Below are 21,651 nucleotides of genomic sequence, written 5' to 3' on the forward strand. Positions count from 1 at the left end.
TGAGCGAGGAGCAAGCCCATGTCTGCCGAGACAGAGGCCCTGAACGACCAGATCAAGCAGTCGGTGGCACTGCTGAGGAGGCATCTTTGACTGGGATGTCGCAATCGACCGCCTTGCGGAGCTGAACAACCGGGCCGAAGACCCCGAGTTGTGGAATGATTCCGAAGCCGCCCAGAAGCTCATGCGCGAGCGCACGCTGCTGGCCAACCAGATCGAGGGCGTGCAGCGGCTTGAAGCCGATGTGAACGATACGATCGAACTGGTGGAACTGGCGGAAATGGAAGGCGATTCGGCTGTCGTGGCCGAAGCGCTGTCCAGCCTGCGCGCGCTTGCGGAAGAAGCCAAGCGGCGTGAGACCGAAAGCCTGCTTTCGGGTGAGGCGGACAGCAATGACTGCTACCTTGAAGTCAACGCCGGCGCGGGCGGGACGGAGGCGCAGGACTGGGCCGAAATGCTGTTGCGCATGTACACCCGCTGGGCCGAACAGCATGGTTACAAGGTGACCATGATGGAAAGTTCGGAAGGGGAGCAGGCCGGCATCAAGTCCGCCACCATCCAGGTCAGCGGCCCCAATGCCTATGGCTGGCTCAAGACCGAGGCGGGGGTGCACCGCCTTGTCCGGATCTCGCCGTTTGATGCGGCGGCGCGGCGGCAGACGTCGTTTGCATCCGTGTGGGTCTATCCGGTGGTCGATGATTCGATCGAGATCGAGATCAACGAAGCCGACCTGCGTGTGGATACGTTCCGTGCATCGGGCGCGGGCGGCCAGCACGTCAACAAGACGGAATCGGCCATCCGCATCACCCACATCCCCACCGGGATCGTGGTGGCATGCCAGACCGACCGGTCCCAGCACCGCAACCGCGCCACGGCCATGACCATGCTGAAGGCGCGCATGTACGAGCAGGAACTGCAGAAGCGCGAGGCCGCCGCCGCCCAGACCGAGGCGAACAAGACCGATATCGGCTGGGGGCACCAGATCCGTTCCTACGTGCTGGCCCCGTACCAGCTGGTGAAGGACCTGCGTACCAACGTGGAAAAAACCAATCCGGACGCCATCCTGGATGGTGACATTGATGACTTCATGGCGGCCGCCCNTGCCGCCCGCGTGGGGGCGACCCGGTCGGAAGCCAGCGCGCAGGCGCAGTAACCGCGACAGTCCGCCCATCCGCGCACCCCACGGCTTCCGGTCGTGGGGTTTTTTCATGGCCGGGCGGGAACCATTGTTCCGCAACAGTAAATTTGTTCCGTACCTGTTGCATATCGTGCTTGACACATACGCCCCGACCACGCCCAATCAGGGTCTGGCAATTAATGGCGCGCAGCCCCGGTCCAAGGGCGCTGGCTGGTGGCGTCTGGACGGGAATGGCATGTGGTCTGACGAAGTCATGGGATTGGATTATGCGGCCAGGCAGCGACGGCGCACGCCGTACGTGCGCGTGGTGGGCGTGATCATTGCGGTCCATGTCGTTGTCCTGTCGATGCTGGCCTACGGGCTGCGGCCCAAGGCCAAGCCCATGTTTCCCGAACCCTATCGCCCCCTGCCACCGGTGACGCTGCGGATCATTCCCGAACCGATGCCGCCCGTCCCGCCCGCGCCGCCGCCCGTACGTCCGGTCATGGTCCAGCCGCTGGTTCCCGTCATTCCCGCCCCCGTAATCGGGCGTGACCGACGGGTCCACATGCCGGAAATTGTTCCGAAATCGATACAGGTGGATTGATTTTCATCTCCCGGACTGGTCAGATAACAGTCATGAAATGTGTTGCAGGCCAGACCCATGGCCCTTTCGTCAGAGGATTTCAGGTAAATGACCCGACAGCATCGTAATCAAGTCATCGCGGCCGCGCTGCTGACTGCATTGCCCGCCCTTGCCTACGCCACCCCCGCGGCGGCTGCCGATTCCAACCCGTATGGCCTGGGCGCGCTGTGGTCGAATGGTGACTTCATTGCGCGTACCGTGCTGATCATCATGGTCGTGATGTCTGTCGGGACATGGTACATCATGATCACCAAGTTCCTCGAGCAGGCGCGTATCCTGAAGGATGCCAAGGAAGTGAAGGCGAAATTCTGGCCTGCCCATGACATCAAGGAAGGTGCGGCGCTGCTCGATACCGCCTCGCCCTTCCGCTACATCGCCGATACCGGCATCAAGGCCGCCGAACACCACGAAGGCACGATGCAGGAAACCATCGACCTGCATTCCTGGACCACCATGTCCATCCAGCGTTCGGTGGATTTCATCCAGAACCGCCTGCAGGGTGGCCTGGCCTTCCTCGGCACCGTGGGTTCGACCTCGCCGTTCGTGGGTCTGTTCGGCACGGTCTGGGGTATCTATCACGCGCTGACGGCCATCGGCATCGCGGGGCAGGCCTCGATCGACAAGGTTGCGGGTCCGGTTGGTGAATCGCTGATCATGACCGCCATCGGCCTGGGCACCGCCGTGCCTGCGGTGCTGGGCTACAACATGCTGGTCCGCCGCAACAAGGGCGCGCTGGATGAGGTGCGCAACTTCGCCGCTGACGTGCAGTCGATCCTGATGGGCGGCTATCGCCATGAAACGCACGACGCCGCTGAATAAGCCCGACACCCGCGCATGATCTGATTTCACGTCGTGACACGGCAGGCGCATATCATGCGGCCTGCCGTGTCGCCATCGGTCAGGGGCGGATTGAATGATGGGCCGCGCGGGTCCATCGTGATGCCCTGGCCGATCAATCGGGCCATGACCCGTTCATGGAAGGACATCCAGTTGAAAAACATCACATCCAAATCGCTGTTCCAGCTGCGCGGGCGCCTGCTGGCCGGGGTCATGATGGCGCTGCCGCTGGCGGGCGTGCTGCCCGTTCACGGTGCGTATGCGGCGGACCAGCTGGGGGAAAAGGTTGGCGCGGCACTGCAGAAGGCGCAGACTGAACTGGCCGTCAAGAAATACCCGCAGGCCATGGCCGATGTTGACGCGGCGGATGCCGTGACCGGCAAGTCCGAGTACGAATCCTATACCATCGCGCAGATGCGTGCCGCCGTCGCCGCCCAGTCCGGCAATGTGCCCGCCGCGATTTCGGCCTATGACACGCTGATCGCATCACCGCGCACCCCGGCGGCGACCAGGGAACAGATGGCGCTGGCCGAAGGCAGCATGGCCTTCACCGCCAAGGATTACCCCACGGCGATCACGGTCACTGAAAAATACATCAAGGCGGGTGGCAAGAACCCGCAGATGCTGACGATCCTGATCCAGGCGTATTACCTGCAGCATGATTACGCCAACGCCGCGCGCGTGCAGCAGGCGCAGATTGACGCCACCATCAAGGCGGGTGGCAAGCCCACGGAAAACCAGCTTCAGCTTCTGGCCGCATGCCAGGCGCAGCTGAAGGACAATGCGGCGCTGACAAAAACCTATGTGCTGCTGGCCACCTATTATCCCAAGCCTGATTACTGGGCGCAGGTGGTGCATTCGGTCCTGAGCAACCCGAACATGGCCCCGGGGCTGCGTCTGGACATCGACCGCGTGCGTCTTGAATCCGGTCTGGTCAAGACCTCGGCCGAGTATATGGACATCACCGAGCTGGCCATGCAGGCGGGGCTGCCGCAGCTTGCGCTGGATATCATCAACCAGGGCTACAGCACCGGCGTGCTGGGCCATGACGCCAGTGCCCCGCGTGAGGAAAAGCTGAAGGCGCTGGTGACGCAGAGTGTTGCCGACCGCAAGGCCGGGCTGGACGCGGCGGCGGCACAGGCCACAACCGGCAACGCCATGCTGACGGCGGGCTACAACTACGTGCTGTTCGGTCAGGGCGACAAGGGCATCGCCCTGATGCAGCAGGGTATTGCCAAGGGACCGTCGGACGTGAACATCGCACGCCTGCACCTTGGTCTGGCGCAGGCCGCGGCGGGGCAGAAGGATGCCGCCATCGCCACCTTCAACAGCGTGGAAGGTACCAATGGCGCGCGTGATATTGCCCAGTTCTGGGTGCTGAAGCTGAATTCGGCTGCTGTCGCCGCGCACTGACCTTATCCATAGGTCAGGGTGTCATACGGGGTGCCGGATTCGTCTGGCGCCCCGTTTTCGTTTCGAAACCGGGCATGACTGACATTTTATGATATGAACGATGGTCTTATCCCGACCCGGTGCGTTGGATATGCTGGTGGCCGTCGCATGAATGGCATCATGACTGTCCCTGAATCGAAACATGGCCGAGAGAATGACACAGATACCTGCCACTGATGATCTGCCCGCCCGTATCCTTGTGGTGGAAGATGACCCTGGCATGCGCACCCTGATCGTCCGTGCCCTGCAGGGCGATGGCTACCGCGTGCGTGGCGTGCAGGACGGTCCTGAAATGTGGGACGCGCTGCGCGCGCAGGCGGCTGACCTGATCATTCTTGATGTCATGCTGCCGGGCAGCAGTGGCCTGGATCTGTGCCGTGGCCTGCGGGCGCAGCCCGATCCGGTGGCGCCGGGGGAGGCGCCATTGACGGAAGTGCCGGTCATCATCGTGTCCGCGCGTGGCGAGGAACTGGACCGCGTGCAGGGGCTGGAACTGGGGGCGGATGACTATGTGCCCAAGCCCTTTGGCCAGAAGGAACTGCTGGCCCGCGTGCGTGCGGTGCTGCGCCGTCGCGGGGGCGGGGTCACGACCCCCAGTGCGGGCCGCCAGCGCAAGGAAACCGTGCGTTTTGCCGGCTGGACGCTGGACCTGCGCCGCCGTGAACTGACGGACCCGGCTGGTGCCGCGGTCGAGATTTCGGGGGCGGAGCATGACCTGCTGACCAGCTTCCTTGACAATCCGCAGCGCGTCATTGGCCGTGACCGTCTGCTGGAACTGTCACGCACCCGGCTGGGGGATGTATCGGACCGGAGCGTGGACGTGCTGGTCAGCCGCCTGCGGCGCAAGCTGGGGCCGGATTCGGACGGGCTGATCCGCACCGTGCGGGGCATGGGCTATATCTTCACGTCGGAGGTGGAGCGGATCTGACGGCGCAAGGCATGACCACGTCCCGATCCGCGCAGGCCACCCGGACGGTCCCGCCCGCGCCACGGCGGATCACGCTGTGGCCGCGTGGGCTGGTGGGGCGCGTCATGTTCGTGCTGCTGGCCGCGGTCGCGCTCGTCTTTGTCGGCAGTTCCGTTTTCTATGAGGCAGCCGAGACCTACACCATAGACGATGCCCAGCTGGAACAGGTGGGCGAACGGCTGGTGATCGATGCCCGTGTCCTGACCGCAACGCCCACGTCGCAACGCATGGTGCTGGCGGCCATGCTGTCCACCAATGACCTGACGGTGGACTGGCGCACCCCCGCGCAGCAGGGGGTGATGAAGGTCGAACCCCCGTCGCTGCGCAAGCTGCATGACCGCATGGCCGGGCCACTGACGGCCTTGCAGGGGGACGCGCTGAACCTGTCGGGCACGATCGCGGCGACGGAGGACGTTCGCGGCACGCTGCGCCTGCCCGATGGCAGTTACATGGGCTTCCTTGCCCCCGCCATCCTGCAGCCCCACCATATGCGGCGGGGCATTGTCTCGGCGGCGATTCTGGCGGGGGCGGTGCTGCTGGCGGCAGGCATGCTGGTGCGCGCGCTGAGCATGCCGCTGCTGGCGCTGGCGGATGTGGCCGATACGGTCGGGTCCGGCCGGTGGGTGCCGCTCGAAAACAAGGGCCCGCGGGAGGTCCGCTATCTTGCCCGCGCCATCAATGACATGCAGGAGCGCATCAACCGCCTGATCGCCGACCGGACGGAGGCGCTGGCCGCCGTCTCCCACGACCTGCGCACGCCGCTGGCCCGCCTGCGGCTGCGGGCTGGCTTTCTGGATGATGCGAACGCGCAGAAGGAGATCGAGGCCGACGTTACGGAAATGGAGGCCATGATTGCCGGTGTGCTGGCCTATCTGTCGGGGGAAAAGGACCCCGAGCCCGCGCGGTCGGCCAATGTGGCCTCGATCCTTGCGACACGGGTTGATGATGACGCCGATCAGGGCCGCGACGTGACCTATGACGGGCCGGATCAGGCGCAGGCCGTGGTGCGCCCGCTGGCGCTCAAGCGCGTGCTGGGCAACCTGATCGACAATGCGGTGAATTACGGCGGCAATGCCCATGTCAGCCTGACGGCAGGGCCGGAGGTGCTGTGCATACGGGTGGAAGACAATGGTCCCGGCCTGCCGGAAGCCGAGATCGGGCGTGTGACGACACCCTTCTACCGGGTCGAGGGATCGCGTTCACGCAGCACGGGGGGGCTGGGGCTGGGGCTTGCGATCGTCAGCCGCGAGGTGGAGCGTGATGGCGGTCGTTTCCACCTGTATAACCGGGCCCATGGCGGCCTGTGCGCGGAAATTGTCCTGCCACGCAATGCTGTGATACGTCCGGCCGGTTAAAAGCGGATCTGGTTTCCCCGCGTGGGGTTGGATTTACACGCGGGTCGATCATATAACAGGACTTGGTAAGTACGTTTGCATGTCCCGCTTTCCCGTCATGTCTGGAAGACCGAGCAATGTTCATCGAAACAGAAGATACCCCAAATCCCGCAACGCTGAAGTTCCTGCCGGGGCGCGAGATCATGGCCAACGGGGCCACGGCTGACTTCATCAGTCCCGATTCCGTGGCCGGGCGTTCGCGCCTTGCGGAACTTCTGTTTGACCTGGAAGGCGTGGCGCGCGTCTTTTTCGGCAATGACTTCGTAGCCGTGACCCGCAGCGACGCAATGCAGTGGGATGACCTGCGCCCGCAGGTGCTGTCCGTGCTGGCGGACTACCTGGCGACGGAACAGCCGGTGGTGGAAAGCGACGCGCAGGTGGTCGAGGACCTGATCGCGCCGGGGGATGAGGAAATCGTGCAGCAGATCAAGGAACTGCTGGACACCCGCGTGCGCCCCGCCGTTGCGGGCGATGGCGGGGACATTGTATTCCGGGGCTATCGTGACGGTGTGGTGCGGCTGACCATGCAGGGGGCCTGTTCGGGCTGCCCGTCGTCGCGCGCGACGCTCAAGCACGGGGTGGAGAACATGCTGCGCCATTATGTGCCGGAAGTGGTATCGGTAGAGCAGGTGGAGGCCTGATCGGCAGGCCTGCGGGTAGTCTGGGAATGTTTCATGGCGCTTGATGACGCTGGGCTTGATCTTCTGTTTCGTAACGCACGCACGCCGGTGGCGTGGAATGACCGGCCCGTGGGGCAGGAAACGCTGCGGCAGCTGTACGATCTGGTCCGCCTTGGCCCGACATCGGGTAACTGCTGTCCGGCGCGTTTCGTGTTCATTACCACCGAAAGCTGCCGTGAACGCCTGCGTCCCGCCCTTTCGGCAGGGAACGTGCAGCGCGTGATGACCGCCCCGGTCACCGTGATCGTGGCGCATGACCCGCTGTTCTTTGACCGGATGGATACGCTCAACCCCGCCCCGGACGTGCGGCAATGGTTCGCGGCCGATGTGGGACTGGCGGAGGAAACGGCCTTTCGCAATGGCACGTTGCAGGGCGCCTACCTGATCATGGCCGCCCGTGCGCTGGGGCTGTCGGTGCTGCCGCTGTCGGGGTTTGATGGTGCGATGGTGGAAGACTGCTTCCTGGCGCAGAAGGGCTGGCAGGCGAATTTCCTTGTCTGCCTGGGCTATACGGACGGGCCGCCGCCAAACGCCCGCGCGCCGCGCCCCGATTTTGATGATGCCTGCGTGATTGTATAGGTCATGCGGATTCTGGTGATGGACGGCAGCGCCACCGGCACGCAGGCGCGGGCCGTGATTGCCTGCCTTGCGTCGGGTGCTGACGGTGCATTGTCCGTTCTGGCGACCCGGACGGCCACGGGCCGGGGCGCTGCCGAACAGTTCCCCCTGCTGGCAACCGAACTTTTTGCGCAATGTGGCTGGACCCATGCCATGCCCGAACTGGTGGGCGTGGTCGTGGGGCCGGGTTCGTTTACGGGATTGCGGGCTTCGCTGGCGTTTGCCCACGGGCTTGCTGCGGGTAGTGGCTGTGCCGTGGTGGGCATGACGGGGGGCGAAGCCATGGCCGATGTCCTGCGTGATACGGCCCGGCCGCTGGCGGCGCGCCCGCTATGCTGCACCGTTGCGCGACGGGGACGGGTATTTGTTGAAACGCTGGCGGATGAGCAGGATGCGGGCAGCGTGTCCGCCCATATGCTTGATACGCTTGAACTGCCGCCCGGTCCCGTGTTGCTGGCCGGTAATGCTGCGGAAGAGGTGGCGCAGGCCATGCCAGAACGCGCAGACGTGCGGATATGCGCATTGACGCAGCCTGATCCCGTGGACATCGCCATGGCGGCCCTGCGCCGTTTCCGTGGCCACCTGCCGCCCCGTGCAGCCCAGCCACTCTATGTCGATGCGCCGGAGGCCAGGCTGCCTGCGGCCGGCCTGCGTCCCGCCCCCATCGATACGCCATGACCCCGTCCCCCCGGCCTGCCGGTGCACAGGCCACGTTGCTGGCCCATATCCATGCACGGGCGTTTCCCCCCACCCACAGGTGGGATGCGCAGGCCATGCAGGCCCTGCTGGACATGCCGGGTGTATGCGTTGTGATGGCGGCGGAGGACGCGCCCGGCTTCATCATGGCCCGCACCCTGTTTGACGAGGCCGAGATCCTGACCTTTGCCGTGGACCCGGCCTGGCAGCGGCGCGGGATCGGGCGTGACCTGCTGGCGCGCTGCACGCGGCAGGTGGGGGAAGCGGGCGCGCGGACCCTGTTTCTGGAAGTGGCCATGGATAACGTCCCCGCCATGGGGTTGTACCGCGCGAATGGATTCGCACAGGCGGGAATCCGTCGTCACTATTACCCCGACGGGATGGATGCCTGTGTCATGCGGCGGGTGATTTGAGCACGGTCAGCCGATGTGTCATGCCATCTGCTTCTGTCTGTATTTCTTCCACAACATGACCAAGTAGTTTCAGGCTGCGTGAAACGTTGTCCAGTGGTGTTGCGCCCCGCAGGCGAACAAGCAGTTTTTCCCCGGCAGGCAGTCTGTCAAGTGCCAACCGCGTGCGTACGAAAGTCATGGGGCATACTTCATGGGTGATATCTATTTCTGCCATACCAATATCAGACATATTACCATGAAACCTTTGTTGTTACCGGTTGCGATCCTTCGGGAATTATTTATATAGGATACATCATTATTCCAGAGTGACAGGATCAGATTAATGGCTGATGCAGCGGCAGAAGTTGAATTGCGGGAACTGGCTGCCGAAATCGTTTCGGCGTACGTATCCCGTAACGAGCTGGATGCGGACACCCTTCCCGATCTGATTCACCGGGTTTACGAAGCCGTGGCTTCGCTGGGACGCGCGGAACCCGTGCCGGAGAAGCCGGTGCCGGCCGTGCCCCTGAAGAAATCGGTTTTCCCCGATTATATCGTCTGTCTCGAGGACGGGAAGAAGCTCAAGATGCTCAAGCGTCATCTCAAGACCGCCTATAACATGACGCCCGATGAATACCGTGAACGCTGGGGCCTGCCCCATGACTACCCCATGGTGGCCCCCAATTATGCCAGCCATCGTTCGTCGCTTGCGCGCAAGATCGGGCTTGGCACCAAACGTGAGGACTGAACCACACATAGTGTGGTAGTGTGGACAGGTATCTGCATGATCGGCTACGCCCGTAAACATGGCACCAGACAGTAACGGACTACAGACCCGCATCGAACGTATGTGTACCGAACGCGGCCTGAAAATGACAGGCCAGCGGCGGGTGATCGCACGCGTCCTGTCTGAAGCCCACGACCACCCGGATGTGGAGGAACTGTACCGCCGCGCATCCCAGCTGGACGGGCGTATTTCGGTTGCCACGGTGTACCGCACCGTGCGCCTGCTGGAAGAAAACGGCATTCTGGAACGGCGGGATTTCGGCGGCGGTCGCGCCCGGTACGAAGCCACGGAAGAAGGCGATCATTACCACCTGATTGATGTGGAAAGTGGGCAGGTGGTGGAATTCACCCATACCGACCATGCCGAACTGCTGCGCAGGATTACGGCTGAACTCGGGTTCGAACTGGTGTCACATCGGTTGGAACTGTTTGCACGCAGGTTGCCCGACGTGCCAGAAGAACAGACGGGCCAGATGGCGCAAACGCAGCAGAAAGGCAGGTCACGGCCTTGAGTATCGAGAAAACCATACAGTCCCTTTCTACCCTGAACCTTGAACGCAACGGTTTTCCTGAATTGCGTGGGGGCAACCTTGGTGTCCGGATCGCCACGACGGATGAAGAACGCGATGCGGCCCAGGCGCTGCGTTACCGTGTGTTCTATGAGGAAATGGGGGCGATTCCCGATTCCCGTACCGCACGCCTGAAGCGTGATGTGGACGAATTCGATGAATATGCCGATCACCTTCTGGTGATCGACCATGCCATTTCATCAGGCGCCAAGGGTGTGGTCGGCACCTATCGCCTGATGCAGGGGGACGCGGCCAGGCGGCTGGGCAAATTCTATACTTCCAGTGAATATGACATTTCTCCCCTGACCGAATTTCCCGGCCGGCTGCTGGAAGTGGGACGGTCATGCGTGGACCTGAACTATCGCGGGCGTGCGGCCATGCAGTTGCTGTGGCGTGGCATTGCCTCCTACATCTTCCTGCACCGTATTGATGTCCTGTTCGGTTGCGCCAGCCTGCCGGGCACCAATCCCGATGCGCTGTCGGATGAACTGACCTATCTGTACCACAACCATCTTGCCCCGCCCGCGCTGCGCGTGCGCGCCCTGTCCGAACGCCGGGTGGAAATGCTGCGCGCGGACCCGCAGGTCCTTGACCACCGGCGTTCGCTTGCGCGCCTGCCGCCGTTGATAAAGGGCTACCTGCGGCTGGGTGGTTATGTGGGTGATGGCGCCGTGATCGATGAACAGTTCAACACCACTGATGTCGCGGTACTGGTCAAGAGTGAACTGCTGGCTGACAAGTATTACCGGCACTACGAACGTCGCCTGCGTGACGCGCTGGACTAGCCCCGCAGTCCCCGGGGGAGCGGATTGCGGCGCTCCATGATGTCCCTGTACAATCTGTATATGAAGCTGGCGCGCCTGCACGGGTGGCGGGCGGATCTGGCCATGCTGCTGGCGGGCGGGGTGTATGCCCTTGCGTTTCCACCGCTGCATGCCGTTGTGGTCCTGCCTGTCGCCTTCTGCCTGCTGGCGCTGGCGATTGATCATGCGGCCGGTTGGCGCGGGGCCGCGCGGCGTGGCTTCATGTTTGCGATGGGGCTTTATACCGTGGGCCTGTACTGGCTCATGTACGCCATCCTGTTGCGCGCGGATGATTTCTGGTGGCTGGTGCCGCTGGCGTCACCGGGCTGTGCGCTGATCCTTGCCCCGTTGAGTGCCCTGTCCGCCGGGCTGAGCCGACTGGTGCCGCGTGGTACCGGGCGGCTTATGGTCCTGTCCGCGCTGTGGACACTGACGGATATGGCGCGCGTGTACGTGTTCAGCGGCTTTCCATGGAATCCGCCGGGCAGCGTGTGGGAATTCCCCGGCCTTGCGGGGGATATCATGATCCAGCCCGCCGCATGGATCGGGGTGGATGGCCTGACGCTGCTGACCTGTATCGTGGCGCTGGCTCCGCTTTATGGCCGGATGGGCCGGTGGGCGTGCCTTGTGCTTATGGTGGCATGGGTCGGTTGTGGTGCGGTACGGTTCAGCAGCATACATGACACCTATCTCCATAATCCCGAAATCGTACTGGTGCAGGGCAATGTGCCGGAGACCGACAAGATCGCGGGTAATTCGGACGTGGCGATCTTTCGCCGTTATCTCGCCCTGACCCATCAGGGCGTGGCGCAGGGCCTGCAGCAGGCGGGCGCTACGCGGCCCGTTGTGTTCGCATGGCCGGAATCGGCTTTTCCGGGGCTGCTGCTGGAAGATGATATCGCGCGCCCCATGATCATGCGGGCCGGGCAGGGGGCGGCAGCGGGCATTATTGGCACCGTGCGCTGGCTGGAGGACGATCACCACTGGCGCAACAGCATGGTTGCCCTGATGCCGCCCGATGCGGCGGGCACCATGGTGTATGACAAGGCGCATCTGGTCCCCTTTGGAGAATACCAGCCTGCCTTCCTGCCCTTCCACGTCGTGCCGGGTGAGGGCATGACCCCCGGCCCCGGCGTGCGGACGTGGCATCTGCCCGGAATTGCCCCTGTTGGACCACTGATCTGTTATGAGGTGATTTTTTCAGGACAGGTTGCTGATCCCCACGACCGGCCCGACTGGCTTATGAACAGTACCAATGATGCCTGGTACGGTAACAGCGCAGGCCCCCGGCAGCACCTTGCCGCCGTGCGTCTGCGCGCGGTGGAAGAAGGGCTGCCTGTTGCCCGTGCCGCCAATACCGGTATTTCAGCCGTGTTCGATGGACGGGGCCATGAACTGGCCCGGCTGGGTTGGGACAGGCAGGGCGTGCTGGTCCATGCGGTTCCCGATGCCCTGCCCTGTACGTTCTTTGGTCGTTATGGGCGCCTGGTGCCATTGCTGCTGGCAGGCGTGATGGGACTGTGCGGTCTGTGGCGCGGTATTGTGCGGGACAGGACGATCTGGAAAAAGCGCGCCTGTCCATCTGGTGGCAGCGTGTAAATTTCAGGGAAGGTTTTGGGGAAGCTTTTCTAGAACGTTTCGGAAGCGCCAACTTTTTGAAAAAGGCAGTGTCTGGAAAATTTTATCTTATTATTTATCAATGGGTTATTTTTAAAAAAATCTCTTAATTAATGCATTTAATATGCATGAATATTTTCCTAAATCCCTGCCAGATAGGTAGCGCAGGGCATTTTATGTAATGCTTGGGCATCATCCTCTGGAAATTCATATAAATAACGGATTTATTGTAGCCATTCTTGATTTAAAAATTCTTAACGTCCACATGTGGACGGTTGAGATATCTTAATTTCCAGTCGGTCTGGGAATATCAGGCAGGGGAGGCAAGACCATTATTGTGACGGGGAAAATGTCCGCTACGTCCAATCCTGTAGATGTGCATGTCGGCAACCGTATCCGGCTGCGTCGTACATTGCTTGGTATGTCCCAGGAACGATTGGGTAATGCCCTGGGCCTGACCTTCCAGCAGGTGCAGAAATACGAACGTGGGCGCAACCGCGTGGGGGCGTCGCGCCTGTATGATCTGGCATGCGTGCTGGACGTTCCGGTAGGATTTTTTTTCGCGGACCTGCCTGCGCAGGCCGGTAATGCCGATCTGCCCGATACAGGCAATGCACAGGGCATGGCCGAACCCGCCCCCAGCCTGCTGTCACCCGTGTTGCCTGCGATGGCGCAGGATGACCTGACCCTGCTTTCCCGTCGCGAGACCATTGAACTGGTGCGGGCCTATTACGGGATCGAGGATAGCGGCACCCGCCGTCGTGTCCTTGACCTTGTCCGTTCCATGAGCGCGTCGTGAACGTTATTCCCGCCTGAGCACCTGATCGGTCATGAAGGACGCGATTTTTCCGGCACGGAAATCCGCGCGCAGCCGGTCTTCATCATATTCCGTGCGGACCCAGTCCATGAAGGGCAGGCGTCCTTCCGCTTCCGCTGCGTAACGCAGGAAAAAGGCGTCCAGCACGCCGGTGCGTGAACTGTTGAAATGACCGTTCTTCCATGAAAGCTGGCGCAGCGCCTGTTGCGCCGTTCCCCCTTCAAACAGGATGACAAGGCCCGCCGCCAGTCCCGTACGGTCGGCACCCGACTTGCAGTGCATGAGCATGGGAAAACGGATGTCGCGGTAAATCCGTTCAAACCGCTCTATGCGGTCACGGTGGGGGGCATTGCGGCTTTCAAATGCCATGTCGATATGGGTCAGCCCGATATTGTGGGCCGCTTCGCGCGACAGGGCGTCCGACCCGCATTTGCGGTGCCCGCGCAGGTTGACCAGCGTTTTCAGCCCGTAGCGGCGGGNCCAGCCGCAGCCGCCATGGCGTGGGATGGTTGCAGCGATAGACGCGGCCGGGAATGACCACACGGAAATTGGTCCATGTCTGCCGCAGGATTGCATGGTCAACAAACAGGCTGTCGATCCATGCACGGCTTCGGCCGGCGGGGGTGGACAGGTTTCCCTCAAACACCAGCCTTGTCCTTTCAAACGGGTGGAGACGAAAAAGGCGCTGGATTTTTCACATCCAGCGCCTTCTGCGTCAATCACGAATGAAGTGACCGGCTGTTACGCCTTGCGTTCCAGTTGCAGTTCCTTGATCCGGCCAATCGCCTTGGCGGGGTTCAGGCCCTTGGGGCAGGTCTGGGTGCAGTTCATGATCGTGCGGCAGGCATACAGCTTGAGCGGATCTTCCAGTGCATCCAGACGGTCGCCCGCATGTTCGTCACGGCTGTCGGCAATCCAGCGATAGGCCGCCAGCAGCGTTGCCGGGCCAAGGTAGCGGTCGCCATTCCACCAGTAGGACGGGCACGAGGTGGAGCAGCAGAAACACAGGATGCATTCCCACATGCCATCCAGTTCGGCACGTTCCTCGATGCTCTGGCGGCGTTCGGAATCCGGCGGCGGCAGCGTGTCGGATTTCAGCCACGGATCAATCGAGCGCAGCTGGGCGTACGCACCGTCCAGGTCGGGCACCAGATCCTTGATGACCGGCATGTGCGGCAGCGGGTAGATCGCGATATCGCCCTCGATGTCCCGGATGGGCTTGAGGCACGCCAGCGTGTTTTCGCCAGCGATGTTCATCGCGCACGACCCGCAGATCCCTTCACGGCAGGAACGCCGGAAGGTCAGTGTGGAATCGACATCATTCTTGATGTGGATAAGCGCGTCGAGCACCATCGGCCCGATCTTGTCCAGATCAATTTCATAGGTATCGACCACGGGGTTCTTGTCGTCGTCCGGGCTCCAGCGATAGATCCGGAAGTTCTTGACATTGGTGGCGCCGGGGGCGGCCGTGAAAATGCGGCCCTTGCCCACCGTGCTGTTCTTTGGCAGCCTGAATTCGACCATCGTCTCGTTCCTTTTCCGCCGTTACGTCAGTAGACGCGCTTCTTGGGGGGGAAGACCTGCACATCGTTGGTCAGCGTTTTCATGTGCACGGGGCGGTAGCTTAGCGTGACATCGCCCGTATCGGTCATGTGGGCGACGGTGTGCTTCATCCAGTTCTTGTCATCACGGTCGGGATAGTCGTCATGTGCCTGCGCACCCCGGCTTTCGTGACGGGCGTCGGCACCCGCCATGGTGACGGTGGCGTTGGCCAGCAGGTTCTCGAACTCCAGCGCTTCCATAAGGTCGCTGTTCCAGATCAGCGAACGGTCGTTGATCGAGATGTCGGGAATTTCCGACCAGATTTCCTTGATCTTCTCCACACCCTGCGCAAGGCTTTCGGTGTTGCGGAACACGGCGGCGTGCTTCTGCATGGTGCGCTGCAGCTTGCTGCGCATGTCGGCCACGTGGGTCTTGCCCTTGGCGTAGCGCAGGCGGTCGAAGCGCGCGATCGCGGCATCGCCGGCCCCTGCGGGCAGAGGCGGGATCACTTCCTCGCTCTTGGTGGTGGCGGCGGCGCGCTGGGCGGCGGCACGGCCAAACACCACAAGGTCAAGCAGCGAGTTGGTGCCAAGGCGGTTCGCGCCATGCACGGACACGCAGGCCGCTTCACCAACCGCCATCAGGCCGGGCACCACCGCATCGACATCATCAGCCGTGGGGCGGATGACCTCGCCATGGTAGTTGGTGGGAATGCCGCCCATGTTGTAATGCACCGTCGGCAGGACCGGCACCGGTTCCTTGGTCACGTCGATACCGGCGAAGATGCGCGCCGTTTCCGAAATGCCGGGCAGGCGTTCATGCAGGATCTCGGGGCCAAGATGCTCGAGGTGCAGCATGATGTAGTTCTTTTCCGGACCACAGCCGCGACCTTCGTTGATCTCGATGGTCATGGCGCGCGAGACCACGTCGCGCGACGCCAGGTCCTTGGCGGTGGGCGCGTAGCGTTCCATGAAGCGCTCGCCTTCGGAATTGGTCAGGTAGCCACCTTCACCACGACAGCCTTCCGTCAGCAGGCAGCCTGCGGGGAAGATGCCGGTGGGGTGGAACTGCACGAATTCCATGTCCTGCATCGGAATGCCGGCACGGATCGCCATGCCGCCGCCATCACCCGTGCAGGTATGCGCGGAGGTGCACGAGTGGTAGGCACGGCCATAACCGCCGGTCGCCAGCACCACTTTCTGCGCACGGAAACGGTGCAGCGTGCCGTCTTCCAGGCACCATGCCATGACGCCACGGCATGCGCCGTCGTCATCCATGATCAGGTCGATGGCGAAGTATTCGACAAAGAATTCGACGTTATGCTTCAGGCACTGCTGGTACAGCGTGTGCAGGATGGCATGGCCCGTGCGGTCGGCGGCGGCGCAGGCGCGGGGCACCGGGGCCTCGCCATAGTTGCGCATGTGGCCACCGAAGGGGCGCTGGTAGATCTTGCCATCTTCCGTGCGGGAGAACGGCACACCCATGTGTTCCAGTTCCTGCACGGCGGGCACGGCTTCGCGGCACATGTATTCGATGGCGTCCTGATCGCCCAGCCAGTCCGATCCCTTGACGGTATCGTACATGTGCCAGCGCCAGTTATCCTCGGCCATGTTGCCAAGTGATGCGCCAATGCCGCCCTGTGCTGCGACGGTATGGCTGCGTGTGGGGAAAACCTTGGTCACGCAGGCGGTCTTGAGGCCAGCGGCCCCCATGCCCAGCGTGGCCCGGAGGCCGGAGCCACCAGCGCCTACGACAACCACGTCATATGCGTGGTCAACGATCCTGTAGGAGCCGGTGAGTGGTGAAGTGGTCGCGTTCATTTCTTGGACGTGTCCCGATGCTCGTTCGGACGGCCGGCCAGTATTGCGGCCCGCCGGTCCGCGAATGTCATGTTCTGCTCAGGCGACTGCGTGGGCCTCAGCCCGCGGCAATCTTGCCCCGGCTGCTGCCGGCCAGTGCCAGCTTCAGTACGGAAACCGTGCCGAACAGACCCAGAAGGAAGACGATCCCCTTCATCAGCAGGCCCGCAGGCAGGTGCGCCTTGCCATGCACATAGTCATCAATGATGACCTGCAGCCCAAGCTGGGTGTGATAGAAGGTCAGGATCACCAGCGACAGCATCATGGTGGTGTTCAGCGGGCGTGCGCCCCACTTCGCCACTTCCGGCTGCGATGCGCCGGCCAGCCGGAACACCTGGATCACGAACCAGCCCGACAGCGGCACAAGCGCCACCGCCGATGCGCGTTCGGCCCACCAGTGGCCAACACCGGCCTGCCCCGAACCCAGGCCGCGCGCGCGCGACAGCTGGGAGCGCATGACCGTGATATGCGGCTTCTTTGGATTGCTCATGGTCAGGACGCCTTCTTGCGGGAACGACAGATCGCGACACCAAGGATACCGGCCACCAGCGCCAGCGTGGTTCCCACCGTCACGCCCACGGCCACGGGGCCATCCTCGTTGATTTCCTTCTTGGAAAAGCGATAGCCGCTATCCCACACCAGGTGGCGTATCCCCGCCACGAAGTGATAGACCAGCGCCAGCGCCCACCCCGCGAGCAGCATCTGCCCCAGCGGGTTGCCGGTCACCTTCTGGGCCTTGCTGAAAGATTTGGGTCCCTTTGCCGCCGCGCTGATCCAGCACAGGCCAAGTGCCGAACCGCCTGCGGCGGCGACACCGGCGGCGCGGTTCGCGATTGAAAGGAACATGGAAAGACGGAAGCGGTAGACCTGGAGGTGTGGGGACATAGGCCGCCTGGTCAGAGTTCCGTCGCTTCGCTGCCCTACATAGAGCGCATCACGGACATCCTGCATGGTCGTCTCGTCAATTTCCCTGTTATGGCTTCGGTTTGTTCCGTCGCCTTGTCTGAATTCGGTCCTACGCCGCGCGGAAGGCGGGGTCAACGCACGCCCGGAACACGAGGTTGAGAGACCTCACCCCCGCCGCATGGCGGTACAGCCCCGCTGCACCGCCATCCATGCCTGCCCCGGAGCCTGCCGGTCAGTGCCCGAGCAGGTCGAGTGCGACCATGGTTTCCGCGATCTGGACCGCGTTCAGCGCAGCCCCCTTGCGCAGGTTGTCGGCAACGCACCAGAAGCCGAGTCCATTGGGCACGGTCGGGTCGATGCGCAGGCGTGAGACATAGGTCGCGTCCTCGCCCACGACTTCCAGCGGGGTGGCGTAGCCGCCGTCCTCGCGCTTGTCATGCAGCACCACGCCCGGCGCTTCGCGCAGGGCCTCACGGGCGCGTTTGATATCAACGGGTTCCTCGAATTCGACGCTGATGGCCTCGGCATGGCCAATGAACACGGGAACACGCACGCAGGTGGCGAAGACCGCGATGTCGGGGTCGAGGATCTTGCGGGTCTCAACCGTCATCTTCCACTCCTCCTTGGTCGCGCCGTCATCCATGAAACGGTCGATGTGGGGAATGCAGTTGAACGCGATCTGCTTGGTGAACTGCTCGGCCTTCAGCGGGTCGCCCACCAGGCTGCCGCGCGACTGGTTGAACAGTTCGTCCATCCCGCTCTTGCCGGCGCCGGCAACGGCCTGGTAGGTGGCGACCACAACGCGCTTGATTGTGAACAGGTCATGCAGCGGCTTGAGTGCAACCACCATCTGGATGGTCGAACAGTTGGGGTTGGCGATGATGCCGCGCTTCGCCTTCTTCACATCGTTGGGATTGACCTCGGGCACCACCAGCGGCACGTCCGGCTCCATGCGGAAGTGGGAGGTGTTGTCGATCACGATGCAGCCCGCTTTCGCAGCCCGCGGCGCATGCACGGCCGAAACCGCCCCACCGGGGGAGAAAAGGGCGACATCCCAGCCGGTAAAGTCGAAGGTTTCAAGGTTCTGGACCTTCAGTACCTTCTTGTCGCCAAAGGAGACTTCCTTGCCCGCCGAACGGGCGGACGCAAGGGCCACGATCTCATCCACAGGGAACTGGCGCTCGGCCAGAGTCTTGAGGATCTCGCGCCCCACAGCGCCGGTGGCGCCCACCACCGCAACGCGGTAACCCATAATCTTCTTTCCTGTCCTGTCATGCCGGTCCATCCGGGCGGACGGGCCGTTAGCCGTAACTGTGTCGACACGTAGAGCCTGTATGCCAAAGGCGCAAGCAGCACGGGCCACGCCGGACCGGGAATCGAATCGGGGGTAAGGTCAAGGTGGCATGTCCCATGCGGTGATAGGCCTTGTCCGTTTCCGCGTGCCGGGTGCACGCTTGGTCCATCGCGCCATATCGGACAGGCTGGCCGCCACCATCCGTTCCGGTACAGGGCGCAGGCAAGAACGGTTAGAGAGATCATGGCCTTATCATCTGACACTTCCAAAACCATGCCCCCCGGCGCGCGCAGGGCGCCGGCATGCACGCTGGTCATTTTCGGGGCGCACGGGGACCTGACCAAGCGGCTGCTCATGCCCGCGCTTTACAATCTGGTGGGCAACGGGCTGCTTGATGATGGCTTCCGCATCATCGGCGTGGATCGCGTGGCCAGTTCCACCGCGCAGTGGCGCGACGGGCTGGCTGAAATGATGCAGTCCTTCACCCATGACCCGAACGCCGAATTCCATCCCGCCAGCATCAACGCGGGGCAATGGGACTGGCTGGCGCAGCGCCTGGAATACGTGCAGGCCGATTTCAGTGACGCGGACGCCCTGCGCCAGCTGGGCACAAAGCTGCCGGGGAACGCCATTTTCTACCTTGCCATCCCCTCGCGGTTTTTCGCCACGGTGGTCGAAACGCTGGGCAAGGCCGGCGTGGTGACGCAGAAGGACGGCGCCTTCCGTCGCGTGGTGATTGAAAAGCCCTTTGGCTCCGACCTGGCTTCGGCGCAGGCGCTCAACCGCCGGGTGTTGTCGGTGCTGGAGGAGTCGCAGGTCTTCCGCATCGACCACTTCCTAGGCAAGGAAACGGTGCAGAACATCCTCGCCATGCGATTCGGCAACCTGATATTCGAACCGCTGTGGCGCAACGAATATGTCGATCATGTCGAGATCACCGCCGCCGAAACCATTGGCGTGGAACAGCGCGGCGCGTTTTACGAACCCACAGGCGCGTTGCGCGACATGGTGCCCAACCACCTGTTCCAGCTGTTTGCCATGGTGGCGATGGAACCGCCCAACACCTTCGATGCCGAAAGCGTACGCAACGCCAAGGAACAGCTGTTCGAGGCCGTAACCCCCATCAACCCGGCCGACGCCGTGCGCGGGCAGTACGCGGCGGGCACGGTGGAGGGCAAACCCATGGTCGGTTACCGCGAAAGCCCCGGCGTTTCCCCGCACAGCAACACCGAAACCTATGTGGCGCTGAAGCTGCATGTGGATAACTGGCGCTGGGCCGGGGTGCCGTTCTACCTGCGCACCGGCAAGGCGCTGGGAGGACGGCGGACCGATATCGTGGTGCAGTTCCGCAAGCCGCCGATGCTCATGTTCCGTGAAACCGAAACGGAGGAACTGCCCCCCAACCGCATCATCCTCAACATCCAGCCAGCCCAGGGGCTGACGGTGGAACTGGGGGCGAAAAAGCCCGGGCCGGAAATGGACCTGACCGATGTGCAGGCCCGCTTCCGTTATGAGGACGTGTTCGCCAGGTCCCCCAATGTCGGGTACGAAACCCTGCTGTATGACTGCCTGATGGGGGATGAAACCCTGTTCCAGCGCGCCGATAATATCGAGGCGGCATGGAAGGCCGTTGACCCCGTGCTGCAGGCATGGGCGAAGGATACGGCAGGGCCGGAAATATACGAAGCGGGCACGACAGGCACCGGCGGGGCGGATGAACTGCTGCGTCGTGACGGGCGGGCGTGGTACCCGCTCGATCGCGCCTGAATGGTTCAGGCTGGCTGGACTCGCCCACGACCCTGTCGTGATGCGGTATCCAGCCCCCGCCCGCAACCGCGGGCGGGATGGGGACGGGAATCCTGTCCCGTAAGGTAATACGCGTTACTGCGCGGGGGTAGCGGCCGGTGCCGTGCTGCCCTGCGCTTCAGCGACCCTGGCCTGCTGTGCGGCGGCGTGTTCGCTGTCGCCTTCACGGAACAGGGTGTCGGCATGCTTGCGCTGCTTCTTGGAGAAGCTGTCATACAGCGATGCGAACGCGGTGTTCAGCGTCTGCATGTCATGCGCGCGTTCGATCACCAGTTCGGCATAGGACTGCATGTTTTCGACGGCGTTCAGGGTCGCCAGCTTGCTGCGGCGGTCCTCGATCGCATCATGCAGGCGCTGTCCGTTGTCGCGCATGTCCTGCGCGAAGGGGGCCCACAGGGCTTCCTGTTTCTTGGTGATGCCCAGTTCGTCATGCAGCGCCTTGATATGCGCTTCCACCTGTTCCGGCGCGGGATCGCGCGGGGTGTGGGCCAGCGGCGCGGTGGGGTTGGGCTTGCCTGCCTCTGTCTGGGGGGCGGCCACGGGCTGCTGGTCGGCAGCCATGGCCATGGCTGGCAGCATCAGGAGGGCAGCGGCGGGTAGGAACCGACGGAACATCATGTTGGGTATTTTCCTTCGCAGTGTGTGTCAGTGTGCGTGGGATGTATCAGGGCTGTGGTTATCAGTAACCGCCACCATACGGGTAATAGGCCGGCGGCGGCGGGGCTGGCGCGGGCGTGGGGTAATAGGCTGGCGGCGGGGCGGCGGCGCCACGTTCGGCCAGCGTGCTTCCCAGCATGGCGCCAACCGCAAGCCCGGCGAGACCGCTGCCGACCGCCAGGCCCGCGCCACCACCACC

23 protein-coding genes and 1 pseudogene are annotated in these 21,651 nt (G+C 62.9%); 16 read left to right on the forward strand and 8 right to left on the reverse strand.

Annotation, left to right across the window (positions count from 1 at the left end; translation table 11 throughout):
* The first annotated feature begins 18 nt into the window (after nt 1-18).
* The 10 genes from prfB (at nt 19) to rimI (ending at nt 8,817) form a co-directional block, all read left to right on the forward strand.
* Nucleotides 19-1,150 (forward strand): peptide chain release factor 2 gene (gene prfB, locus GEU01_RS05115; RefSeq protein WP_157212814.1). Its coding sequence is split into 2 segments (ribosomal slippage): nt 19-87 and nt 89-1,150, totalling 1,131 coding nucleotides; the frame shifts between segments, so codons are not numbered across the junction.
* A gap of 115 nt (nt 1,151-1,265) precedes the next feature.
* Nucleotides 1,266-1,721: a hypothetical protein gene (locus GEU01_RS05120; RefSeq protein WP_231289918.1), complete on the forward strand. Its 456-nt coding sequence runs from the start codon at nt 1,266-1,268 to the stop codon at nt 1,719-1,721.
* Nucleotides 1,722-1,808: 87 nt separating this feature from the next.
* On the forward strand, nt 1,809-2,579 hold the full coding sequence (locus tag GEU01_RS05125) for a MotA/TolQ/ExbB proton channel family protein (RefSeq protein ID WP_010509183.1): 771 nt from the start codon (nt 1,809-1,811) through the stop codon (nt 2,577-2,579).
* Between the two features lie 33 nt (nt 2,580-2,612).
* Entirely contained in the window at nt 2,613-4,010 is a 1,398-nt protein-coding gene (locus GEU01_RS05130; protein WP_019085210.1) for a tetratricopeptide repeat protein, read from the forward strand.
* Nucleotides 4,011-4,203: 193 nt separating this feature from the next.
* Entirely contained in the window at nt 4,204-4,977 is a 774-nt protein-coding gene (locus GEU01_RS05135; RefSeq protein WP_010509185.1) for a response regulator transcription factor, read from the forward strand.
* An 11-nt stretch (nt 4,978-4,988) separates the two neighbouring features.
* Nucleotides 4,989-6,371, forward strand: coding sequence for an ATP-binding protein (locus GEU01_RS05140; protein ID WP_019085211.1), 1,383 nt, complete (start codon nt 4,989-4,991; stop codon nt 6,369-6,371).
* A gap of 116 nt (nt 6,372-6,487) precedes the next feature.
* The gene (locus tag GEU01_RS05145) at nt 6,488-7,051 is read left to right on the forward strand and encodes a NifU family protein (protein ID WP_019085212.1); all 564 of its coding nucleotides are present in this window, start codon (nt 6,488-6,490) and stop codon (nt 7,049-7,051) included.
* A 33-nt stretch (nt 7,052-7,084) separates the two neighbouring features.
* Entirely contained in the window at nt 7,085-7,669 is a 585-nt protein-coding gene (locus GEU01_RS05150; RefSeq protein WP_019085213.1) for a malonic semialdehyde reductase, read from the forward strand.
* Between the two features lie 3 nt (nt 7,670-7,672).
* Nucleotides 7,673-8,386, forward strand: a complete 714-nt coding sequence (gene tsaB / locus GEU01_RS05155) for a tRNA (adenosine(37)-N6)-threonylcarbamoyltransferase complex dimerization subunit type 1 TsaB (protein WP_019085214.1) — start codon at nt 7,673-7,675, stop codon at nt 8,384-8,386.
* The gene (gene rimI, locus GEU01_RS05160; protein WP_019085215.1) at nt 8,383-8,817 is read left to right on the forward strand and encodes a ribosomal protein S18-alanine N-acetyltransferase; all 435 of its coding nucleotides are present in this window, start codon (nt 8,383-8,385) and stop codon (nt 8,815-8,817) included. The genes tsaB and rimI overlap by 4 nt, the downstream gene beginning before the upstream one ends.
* Here the strand turns inward: rimI and GEU01_RS05165 are convergent.
* Nucleotides 8,798-9,046: a sulfurtransferase TusA family protein gene (locus GEU01_RS05165; RefSeq protein WP_019085216.1), complete on the reverse strand. Its 249-nt coding sequence runs from the start codon at nt 9,044-9,046 to the stop codon at nt 8,798-8,800. The genes rimI and GEU01_RS05165 overlap by 20 nt on opposite strands.
* A gap of 93 nt (nt 9,047-9,139) precedes the next feature.
* Here GEU01_RS05165 and GEU01_RS05170 point away from each other — a divergent pair, with 93 nt between their 5' ends.
* From GEU01_RS05170 to GEU01_RS05190, 5 genes are all read left to right on the forward strand, one after another.
* Nucleotides 9,140-9,544 (forward strand): MucR family transcriptional regulator, encoded by a 405-nt coding sequence (locus GEU01_RS05170; RefSeq protein WP_019085217.1) that lies wholly within the window; start codon nt 9,140-9,142, stop codon nt 9,542-9,544.
* 58 nt (nt 9,545-9,602) lie between these two features.
* Entirely contained in the window at nt 9,603-10,094 is a 492-nt protein-coding gene (locus GEU01_RS05175) for a Fur family transcriptional regulator (RefSeq protein ID WP_026018521.1), read from the forward strand.
* The gene (locus tag GEU01_RS05180) at nt 10,091-10,936 is read left to right on the forward strand and encodes a GNAT family N-acetyltransferase (RefSeq protein ID WP_019085219.1); all 846 of its coding nucleotides are present in this window, start codon (nt 10,091-10,093) and stop codon (nt 10,934-10,936) included. Before GEU01_RS05175 ends, GEU01_RS05180 begins: the two co-directional genes overlap by 4 nt.
* A 36-nt stretch (nt 10,937-10,972) precedes the next feature.
* Entirely contained in the window at nt 10,973-12,553 is a 1,581-nt protein-coding gene (gene lnt, locus GEU01_RS05185; RefSeq protein WP_019085220.1) for an apolipoprotein N-acyltransferase, read from the forward strand.
* 367 nt (nt 12,554-12,920) lie between these two features.
* Entirely contained in the window at nt 12,921-13,370 is a 450-nt protein-coding gene (locus GEU01_RS05190; RefSeq protein WP_019085221.1) for a helix-turn-helix domain-containing protein, read from the forward strand.
* 3 nt (nt 13,371-13,373) lie between these two features.
* Here the strand turns inward: GEU01_RS05190 and GEU01_RS22300 are convergent.
* The 6 genes and pseudogenes from GEU01_RS22300 to GEU01_RS05220 all read right to left on the reverse strand — a co-directional run bounded on the left by GEU01_RS22300 (nt 13,374) and on the right by GEU01_RS05220 (nt 18,947).
* A pseudogene (locus GEU01_RS22300) lies at nt 13,374-14,034 on the reverse strand (tyrosine-protein phosphatase).
* A 95-nt stretch (nt 14,035-14,129) separates the two neighbouring features.
* A complete protein-coding gene (locus tag GEU01_RS05200) occupies nt 14,130-14,912 on the reverse strand; it encodes a succinate dehydrogenase iron-sulfur subunit (protein WP_010509197.1) in 783 nt (260 codons plus the stop codon).
* Nucleotides 14,913-14,938: 26 nt separating this feature from the next.
* Nucleotides 14,939-16,750, reverse strand: coding sequence for a succinate dehydrogenase flavoprotein subunit (gene sdhA / locus GEU01_RS05205; protein ID WP_026018522.1), 1,812 nt, complete (start codon nt 16,748-16,750; stop codon nt 14,939-14,941).
* A 97-nt stretch (nt 16,751-16,847) separates the two neighbouring features.
* Nucleotides 16,848-17,279, reverse strand: coding sequence for a succinate dehydrogenase, hydrophobic membrane anchor protein (gene sdhD / locus GEU01_RS05210; RefSeq protein ID WP_019085222.1), 432 nt, complete (start codon nt 17,277-17,279; stop codon nt 16,848-16,850).
* Between the two features lie 2 nt (nt 17,280-17,281).
* Complete coding sequence (gene sdhC / locus GEU01_RS05215) at nt 17,282-17,674, reverse strand: succinate dehydrogenase, cytochrome b556 subunit (RefSeq protein WP_010509200.1); 393 nt, start codon at nt 17,672-17,674, stop codon at nt 17,282-17,284.
* 253 nt (nt 17,675-17,927) lie between these two features.
* Complete coding sequence (locus tag GEU01_RS05220) at nt 17,928-18,947, reverse strand: aspartate-semialdehyde dehydrogenase (protein WP_010509201.1); 1,020 nt, start codon at nt 18,945-18,947, stop codon at nt 17,928-17,930.
* A 285-nt stretch (nt 18,948-19,232) separates the two neighbouring features.
* Between GEU01_RS05220 and zwf the strand changes: the two genes are divergently transcribed.
* The gene (gene zwf / locus GEU01_RS05225) at nt 19,233-20,756 is read left to right on the forward strand and encodes a glucose-6-phosphate dehydrogenase (RefSeq protein WP_042710776.1); all 1,524 of its coding nucleotides are present in this window, start codon (nt 19,233-19,235) and stop codon (nt 20,754-20,756) included.
* 114 nt (nt 20,757-20,870) lie between these two features.
* Here zwf and GEU01_RS05230 read toward each other — a convergent pair whose 3' ends face one another.
* Complete coding sequence (locus GEU01_RS05230) at nt 20,871-21,413, reverse strand: Spy/CpxP family protein refolding chaperone (protein ID WP_019085224.1); 543 nt, start codon at nt 21,411-21,413, stop codon at nt 20,871-20,873.
* Nucleotides 21,414-21,651 lie beyond the last annotated feature (238 nt).

Source organism: Komagataeibacter europaeus LMG 18890 (assembly GCF_000285295.1).
GTDB lineage: Bacteria > Pseudomonadota > Alphaproteobacteria > Acetobacterales > Acetobacteraceae > Komagataeibacter > Komagataeibacter europaeus.